Annotated in this window: 8 protein-coding genes and 1 tRNA gene; 4 read left to right on the forward strand and 5 right to left on the reverse strand. The window is 65.5% G+C overall.

Translation table 11 applies throughout. The features are described from left to right. The coding region (locus KDB67_RS12750) for an L-lactate dehydrogenase (protein ID WP_291016199.1) at positions 1 to 920 on the reverse strand (920 nt) is incomplete at its 3' end. Between the two features lie 238 nt (positions 921 to 1,158). Between KDB67_RS12750 and KDB67_RS12755 the strand changes: the two genes are divergently transcribed. Beyond that, entirely contained in the window at positions 1,159 to 1,557 is a 399-nt protein-coding gene (locus KDB67_RS12755) for a helix-turn-helix domain-containing protein (protein ID WP_291016200.1), read from the forward strand. 425 nt (positions 1,558 to 1,982) lie between these two features. Beyond that, the gene (locus KDB67_RS12760; RefSeq protein ID WP_291016201.1) at positions 1,983 to 2,591 is read left to right on the forward strand and encodes a DUF3039 domain-containing protein; all 609 of its coding nucleotides are present in this window, start codon (positions 1,983 to 1,985) and stop codon (positions 2,589 to 2,591) included. Here the strand turns inward: KDB67_RS12760 and KDB67_RS12765 are convergent. From KDB67_RS12765 to fabG, 3 genes are all read right to left on the reverse strand, one after another. After that, the gene (locus tag KDB67_RS12765; protein WP_291016202.1) at positions 2,518 to 3,171 is read right to left on the reverse strand and encodes a TIGR02996 domain-containing protein; all 654 of its coding nucleotides are present in this window, start codon (positions 3,169 to 3,171) and stop codon (positions 2,518 to 2,520) included. The genes KDB67_RS12760 and KDB67_RS12765 overlap by 74 nt on opposite strands. Positions 3,172 to 3,611: 440 nt before the next feature. Then, positions 3,612 to 3,683, reverse strand: a tRNA-Gln gene (locus KDB67_RS12770). 100 nt (positions 3,684 to 3,783) lie between these two features. After that, positions 3,784 to 4,539: a 3-oxoacyl-ACP reductase FabG gene (gene fabG, locus KDB67_RS12775; RefSeq protein ID WP_291016203.1), complete on the reverse strand. Its 756-nt coding sequence runs from the start codon at positions 4,537 to 4,539 to the stop codon at positions 3,784 to 3,786. A 143-nt stretch (positions 4,540 to 4,682) separates the two neighbouring features. Between fabG and glmU the strand changes: the two genes are divergently transcribed. Together glmU and KDB67_RS12785 are read left to right on the forward strand one after the other, a co-directional pair. Next, a complete protein-coding gene (gene glmU, locus KDB67_RS12780) occupies positions 4,683 to 6,161 on the forward strand; it encodes a bifunctional UDP-N-acetylglucosamine diphosphorylase/glucosamine-1-phosphate N-acetyltransferase GlmU (protein ID WP_291016204.1) in 1,479 nt (492 codons plus the stop codon). 52 nt (positions 6,162 to 6,213) lie between these two features. Continuing rightward, entirely contained in the window at positions 6,214 to 7,191 is a 978-nt protein-coding gene (locus KDB67_RS12785) for a ribose-phosphate diphosphokinase (protein WP_291016205.1), read from the forward strand. A 3-nt stretch (positions 7,192 to 7,194) separates the two neighbouring features. On the opposite strand, the gene KDB67_RS12790 is transcribed toward KDB67_RS12785, so the two are convergent. Continuing rightward, positions 7,195 to 7,689, reverse strand: a 495-nt coding sequence (locus KDB67_RS12790) for a hypothetical protein (RefSeq protein ID WP_291016206.1), incomplete at its 5' end; no start/stop codon positions are given.

A 7,689-nucleotide genomic window follows, 5' to 3' on the forward strand; every position in this document is an offset into this window, starting at 1 on the left:
AGGCCGGCGCGCTCGTCGTCGGACAGTTTGACGTCGAGGCGCCGACCACAACCGGAGCGGCCGACCACCGCCGGCAACGACAGGCACACGTCATCGAGGCCGGCGAACCCTTCGGCGACCGTGGACACCGGCAGGATGCGGTGCTCGTCCTTGAGGATCGCCTCGACGATGCGGGTAGCTGCTAGCCCGATCGCGTAATTGGTGGCACCCTTGCCTTCGATGATCTTGTACGCGGCGTGCACCACGTCGTGGTGGATGGATCGGCGTGCCGCCTCATCGAGCGGCTGATAGCCGGGCAGCGCCTCCCATTCGAGCAGCGGCACCGCGCCGATCGTCGCCGACGTCCACAACGGGATCTCGCTGTCACCGTGCTCGCCGGCGATATAGGCGTGCACATTCTGCGGTGCCACACCGGTGTACTGGGACAGCAGGAACCGCAGCCGCGAAGAGTCGAGCACCGTCCCCGAGCCGAACAGCTGATTACGTGGCAGCCCGCTGAATTTCAGCGCCGCGTAGGTGACGATATCGACGGGATTGGTAACCATCACATAGATCGCGTCGGGGGCCACATCCAGCAGGCCCGGCAGGATCTTCTTGGTCAATCCGATTGTCGCCTCGGCCAATTCGAGCCGCGACTGGCCCGGCTTCTGTTTGGCTCCCGCGGTGAACACCACCACATCGGCACCCGCGCACACCGCCACGTCGTCGTCGCCGATGATGTCGGCGCGTGGCACGAACTCCAGACCGTGCGACAGGTCGAGCACCTCCGCGGTCACCTTGGCCTTGTTGATGTCGAGCAACGCCACGGTGCGAGCCACGCCACGGATCAGCGACGAGTAGGCGACGGCGGTGCCGACCGCGCCCGCCCCCACGATAGCGATCTTGGTCGACGTCGACCTGGTCTGCCGGTTTTCCGTCATTCGAGCCGTCCCCGTCGATACCTGTGCGTCCGCCTCCAGTGTGGAGCCCAGGCCCCACACATCCCCGATCACACGGCAAGTTCGGGTCTTTGGTCCTACACCGTCACGCCGGACCCGTCCGGCGACTGTAGTGATGATCGTCATCGAGGTTCTCAGTTGCCACCCTCGCCACCGAAGGGTAGTTTCATCTGTGACATCTAAGTCATGTATATCATCTAGGTATGAAAGGATCAGACGCATGAAGACCATCCGCACCGATAGAATCCCCACCGAGCAGATCGATGCGCTCGGTGAGTTCGCGGCCTCCGGTGTCGGTCCTGAGATGCGTGATCTCCTGCAAAGCGTGATCGACTGTGTGCGTGCCGGCGACGACCTCGCCGCAGTCTCCCCAACCACGACACTTAGCCCGAGCCAAGCCGCCGCACGGCTCGGAATGAGCCGCACCCATCTCTACAAGCTCCTCGACCAAGGCGAAATCATGTCCCACCGCGTCGGCCGAGACCGCCGCATCGCGCTGGGCGACCTCATCGCCTTCGAAGAACGCCGCCAACGTGACCGCCGCGAACTCGCCGAACGCTTCGCCTCCCAGAGCACGACTCGTGGAGGCGCGATCGACGAACTCGCCGACTTGCTGTAAGTAGGTAGGCGGCTACTGCTGGGGCATCATGGCATGGTGCATCTCCGCAGAGCCCGTCCCACGATCCGCCTGCTGCGTGATGACCTCAGTTCCGACTGGGAGTCGCCTCACCCGAAGCGGTGTTTACAGACTGACGACCTGACGCCGTTGCACCCACTGTCGGAGTTGCCACACCCCATTCTTGCCAAAGCAGTTGCGTCGTTTGGTGACGACCCGGCTGACGACAACACGACGGCCCGATCGCCTCCAGCACGAGTCTGCCGTTGCTGAAAATCAGGGCGGGCCAATGGCGAGGTGGTGTGTGGCACGACCGCGAGCTGGATGTATGTTGGCTCCTCGTCGCAGGATTGGCCAAAGGTGAACACGGGGATCACGACGACTTTTATCAGAACGTTGCGCGGAACAGTTCCGACCCATCGCGATGGATGCCCACTGACACCGACGTTCGCCTTCTGAAACGAGAACGGGCAGCGGCGCTTCTGACCGAATGGGAACTGGTGGTTCAGCAACGTGTCGCAGGTGCGCTCCGGCAGGTACTCACGGGCGGGCAAACTCGATTCGAACTCCCGCATCCCGCCGCCCAATTGGGGATGATGGCCAACGTCACGGTCGCCGTCGCTGAAGTCCGGGAGGGCGACTATCAGGCAGACGAGATCGTCGTCGACATCGTCCCAGAACCGCGTCACGCCGGAAGCGAACTGTTCTGGCTGGCGATTGTGCGAGTGCTGACCACAATCAATCCACCTCAGCAGAGCTGGGATCGGTACAAGGACTCCTACAGCAATATCGCCGAACCCGGCCACTGGTCCAGTCGAGTCAACGAACTCGCGGATCTGGTGGAACGCGGCACCCTCGCGGAATCCATACCGGGACAAGTAGCCCACTACTCCCACCGCGAGCACATCGCTGGCAGCGTCGTGAAAGGCACCGCGATGAGAGCCCTCTGCGGAGTGTTCTTTGTCAATACGCAGACACCCGACGGCCTCCCCGAGTGCCCGGAATGCACCGAGCGATGGCGCCTGTTACCGCGGTAAGTGATGATCGGAGAGTCGTTGGTCGCGCGAGTCCAAGTGACGTGGCTCGACCTGGCGACCAGCGGTCGAGGTGGCCGCGCTGGGCGAGGGCGATGGCGTCGTCGTCACCCAGTTCCAGATGGGTCGCCGTCAGTGAGCGGATCTGGGCCAGCCATGGCGCGGTCAGCGCGGCGGTGTAGGGCCCGGGGCCTGTCAGGCTGAGGTGCTCGATCGGCGCCAGGCGCGGCAGCGGGCAGTCCTTATCGGCGACTACCGTGGCACTGGCCCCGACCGCGGCGACGAATCCACGATCGAAGTCCCAGGCCGGGAAGACATTGCCAGTGCCTCCCCATGGCCGGGTGTATGGCGCCACTTCGCGGGCCCAGGTCGCACCGTGGCACGTCAGCAGGATGCGCTCGCGCTCGCCGGGGTTGCGGACGAGCGCACCGACCGCCTCCTCGCGGCGGAACCGCTCGATCTGGATGCGGATCAACTCGGCCCGCGCGGGGTCGATGGCGGCCACCGTGTCGGCATAGGCCAGGCGCGGGGCGTCGTCCGCCGGATCCGCACAGACCGCCCTGATCAGCTCGTCGAGACTCATAGTCAGGTCGCCCGGCGGCGAGGAGGAGGAACCCCGTACTCGTTGTTGCGTAGATCGGGGTCGTCGGGCTCCCAACGCTGCCACCACGTGACGTAATCGGCGGCAGCGGAGCTGCACTCCTCGCCGAACTGGCATGCTTCGCAGTAAAAGTCGCGTGTGGTGACTTCACCGGCAGTGTGCTTGCTGCCGCGGACTCGATCGCTATCGCACCGTGGACAGTGACGCTTCACCGTGACTGTGGATGTCGTCTGCGCATGACGCCATCATCACAAAAGCGATCTTGGCTGTCATCCGATTGACTCTGGCCGCTTAACGCACAATCCCCCGTCAGATTGTTGGAGTGCCTGGCCATGGTCGATTTTCGGAGGTCCTCGCGTGCCATATCGTCACCGGAACGACACGCTGTCCTGAAAACCGGCGCTGAACTGGCCTTATGGTTGCTCCCCCACCAGGACTCGAACCTAGAATGCCTGAACCAAAATCAGAAGTGTTGCCGATTACACCATGGGGGATTACTGCGCTGACGATTGTGCCACAGCACGCCGTCGGCGCCGCAACTCGATTCCCGCTCACCGTGGCGACAGCTCATGCGAGCGGGAACCGTGGGAGGGATCAGCCGCGCGGGCCGCCGGCGACGTAGATGACCTGGCCGGAGACGAAGCCGGCGCCTTCGCTGGCGAAGAACGAGGCGGTGTGGGCGATGTCCTCGGGCTCACCGACGCGGGCGACCGGGATGGCGGCGGCGCTGGCCTTCTTGAAGTCCTCGAACTCCACGCCCATGCGTGCGGCGGTGGCGGCGGTCATCTCGGTGGCGATGAAGCCGGGGGCGATGGCGTTGGCGGTGATGCCGAACTTGCCGAGCTCGATGGCCAGGGTCTTGGTGAAGCCCTGCATGCCGGCCTTGGCGGCCGAGTAGTTGGCCTGGCCGCGGTTTCCGAGTGCCGAGGTGCTCGACAGGTTGACGATGCGGCCCCAGCCGGCGTCGACCATGTGCTTCTGGCAGGCCTTGGACATGTTGAACGCGCCACGCAGGTGCACGGCCATGACCGCGTCCCAGTCGTCGACGCTCATCTTGAACAGCATGTTGTCGCGAATGATGCCGGCGTTGTTGATCAGGACGGTGGGGGCGCCCAGTTCGGTGACGACCGTGTCGACGGCCGCGGCCACCGAGTCGGCGTCGGATACGTCGGCTCCCACGGCGATGGCCTTGCCGCCGGCATCGGTGATCGACTTCACGGTGTCGGCGCACGAGTCGGCGTTGAGGTCGAGAACGGCCACCGCCAGCCCGTCGCTTGCCAGCCTGCGCGCGACCGCCGCGCCGATGCCGCGCGCCGATCCGGTGACGATCGCAACCTTCTGTGTGCTCACTACAGGTACCTCCATTGGTGATCCGTTTGGTCGAACTTCCCGTCATATTGGTTTTATCAGGTGCAGGCACCTATCCTGGCCACCGGCTTTGGGCTTGATACTCACAGACGGGCCGCCGGGCCCGGGACGAGCGGAGAAATCTCATGACCGACATCGCGGTGATTGTGCTCGCGGCCGGAGCGGGCACCCGGATGAAGTCGAAAACCCCGAAGATCCTGCACACCCTCGCCGGGCGCAGCCTGCTCGGTCACGCCCTGCACGGCGCGGCAGGGCTGAGCCCGAAGCACCTGGTGACCGTCGTCGGGCACAAGCGCAGACGCGTCAGTGCCGCCGTCGATGAGATCGCCGCACAACTCGGCATCCCCGTCACCATCGTCGAGCAGCCCAAACCCCGCGGCACCGGGGACGCTGCCAGTGTGGGGCTCGGTGGCCTGCCCGCCGGCTTCACCGGCACCGTCGTCGTCACCGCGGCCGATGTACCGCTCCTCGATACCGCCACGCTCAACGCCGTCATCGGTACGCATATGGCAGGTCGCGGCGCCGCCGTCACCCTGACCAGCTTCATCGCCGACGACCCGGCCGGGTACGGGCGCATCGTCCGCTCCGGCAAGTCCGTGAAGGCGATCGTCGAACACAAGGACGCATCGAAGAAGCAACTCGGGATCACCGAGGTCAACGCCGGTGTGTACGCCTTCGACGCCACCCTGCTGCGTCACGCGTTGACCAAGGTGTCCTCCGACAACGCCCAGGGCGAGTTCTATCTCACCGACGTCATCGCGATCGCCCGCAAAGCCGGCGGCACCGTTTGCGCGCACATCGTCGACGACCCGTACCTGGTCGCCGGCTGCAACGATCGTGCCCAGCTGTCCGATCTCGCCGCCGAAGTGAACCGCCGCATCATCCGCGCACACCAGCTCGAAGGGGTCACCGTCGTCGACCCGCCGAGTACCTGGATCGACGTAGACGTCACCATCGCGCCGGACGTCACCATCGAACCGGGCACTCAGCTGCGCGGACGCACCACTATCGCCGAGGACGCCGTCGTCGGCCCCGACACCACCCTCACCGACGTCACGGTCGGCAGCGGCGCGCAGGTGATCCGCACCCACGGCAGCGAGGCGGTGATCGGCGACGGCGCCACCGTCGGGCCGTTCGCGTACCTGCGTCCCGGCACGCAACTTGGAGAATCCGGCAAGATCGGCGCGTTCGTGGAGACCAAGAACGCCCGGATCGGCGACAACACCAAGGTTCCGCACCTGTCGTACGTCGGCGACGCAGAGATCGGCGACCACACGAACATCGGCGCGGCGAGCGTGTTCGTCAACTACGACGGTGTGAACAAGCACAAAACGGTGATCGGCTCCCACTGCCGCACGGGTTCTGACAATATGTTTGTCGCCCCTGTTCAGATCGGTGACGGCGTCTACACCGGTGCCGGAACGGTCCTGCGGGAAGACGTTCCGCCGGGGGCGCTTGCGGTGTCGGCCGGGTCACAGCGCATCATCGAGGATTGGGTGCCGCGCAAGCGCCCGGGAACTGCCGCAGCGAAGGCCGCCCTCGACGCCCTGCACCGCACCGGCGACGACGCAGAGTCCGACAATTCCACAAGCACCGACGCCTGACCCGGCACGACAGCCCCCACGCACCCCGACAGCCCCGAGTAGAAGAGATTCGATGTCCTGGACGACTGACAACCAGAAGAACCTGATGCTGTTCTCTGGCCGTGCCCACCCCGAACTCGCCCAGGCCGTCTCCGACGAGCTCGGCGTGAAGATCACGCCGCAGACCGCGACGGACTTCGCCAACGGTGAGATCTTCGTCCGGTTCGAGGAGTCGGTGCGCGGATCGGACGCCTTCGTTCTGCAGAGCTGCCCCAACCCCCTCAACCAGTGGGTGATGGAGGCGCTGATCATGATCGACGCACTCAAGCGCGGATCGGCCAAGCGCATCAGCGTGATCCTGCCGTTCTACCCGTACGCCCGTCAGGACAAGAAGCACCGCGGCCGTGAACCCATCTCGGCCCGCCTCATCGCCGACCTGTTGAAGACCGCGGGCGCCGACCGCATCATCACCGTCGATCTGCACACCGACCAGATCCAGGGCTTCTTCGACGGTCCCGTCGACCACATGCATGCCCTCGGTCAGCTCGCGGGCTATGTCCGTGAGCACTACGGCACCGACAACATCTGCGTCGTCTCACCCGACGCCGGCCGCGTGAAGGTCGGCGAGAAGTGGGCCGACGCACTCAACGGCGCGCCGATGGCATTCGTGCACAAGACCCGCGACCCCGACGTACCCAACCAGATCAAGGCGAACCGTGTCGTCGGCGACGTGTCAGGTAAGACCTGCGTGCTGATCGACGACATGATCGACACCGGCGGCACCATTGCCGGCGCGGTGCGTGTGCTCAAGGAGGCCGGGGCCGGCGATGTCATCATCGCCACCACCCACGGCGTGTTCTCGCATCCGGCGGCTGAGCGGCTGGCCACCTGCGGCGCCAAGGAGGTCATCGCCACCGACACGCTGCCGATCCCCGAGGACAAGCGGTTCGAGAACCTGACGGTCCTGTCGATCGCCCCGCTGCTGGCGCAGACGATCCAGGAAGTGTTCGAGAACGGTTCGGTGACCAGCCTCTTCAACGGCAGCGCCTAGGACTCAGCCGGGGCGCCGCATCAGTACGAGGGCGGTGCCACCGGCGAGCAACAGCCCGACTCCTGCCGCCACACCGATACCGATGTAGCTCCTACTGCTGCTACTCGATCCCGGATCTCCGGCGGGCCTGGTGCCGCTGGTCTTGATCGGCGAGAACGCCGGACCCGCGCGGGCGATGAGAGCCGAGGTGTCGGCCGTCATGTTGTCGCACAGCGACGCTCCCCACTCGCCGGCTTTGGTGGTGACGCCACCCCCGGGCCAGCCGAGCACGATGGTCTGCGTCTGTCCCTTGGTCAGGGTGATCCCGCAGGCACCGGCAGGTGAGGCGCTGACGATGGTGATGGTCTGGGGCATACGACGCTTGTAGCTGCGGGAGACGCGCACCACGCTGCGCGAACCCGTCGCGTCCTCGCGCACCGAGATCGGCGTGCCGACGATGATCGCACCGGCCCGGTCGGCGATCTGTTCGGCCGTTCCGGGCGCGCAGGTACAGGCGCA

It is taken from the genome of Gordonia sp. (in: high G+C Gram-positive bacteria), from assembly GCF_020438995.1.
In the GTDB taxonomy this organism is placed as follows: Bacteria; Actinomycetota; Actinomycetes; order Mycobacteriales; family Mycobacteriaceae; genus Gordonia.

Excerpts from the sequence above, each read along its gene's own strand:
- glmU (WP_291016204.1), top strand. The coding sequence starts at position 4,683 with ATGACCGACATCGCGGTGATTGTGCTCGCGGCCGGAGCGGGCACCCGG.
- KDB67_RS12765 (WP_291016202.1), bottom strand. The coding sequence starts at position 3,171 with ATGAGTCTCGACGAGCTGATCAGGGCGGTCTGTGCGGATCCGGCGGAC.
- KDB67_RS12755 (WP_291016200.1), top strand. The coding sequence starts at position 1,159 with ATGAAGACCATCCGCACCGATAGAATCCCCACCGAGCAGATCGATGCG.
- KDB67_RS12785 (WP_291016205.1), top strand. The coding sequence starts at position 6,214 with ATGTCCTGGACGACTGACAACCAGAAGAACCTGATGCTGTTCTCTGGC.
- KDB67_RS12760 (WP_291016201.1), top strand. The coding sequence starts at position 1,983 with ATGCCCACTGACACCGACGTTCGCCTTCTGAAACGAGAACGGGCAGCG.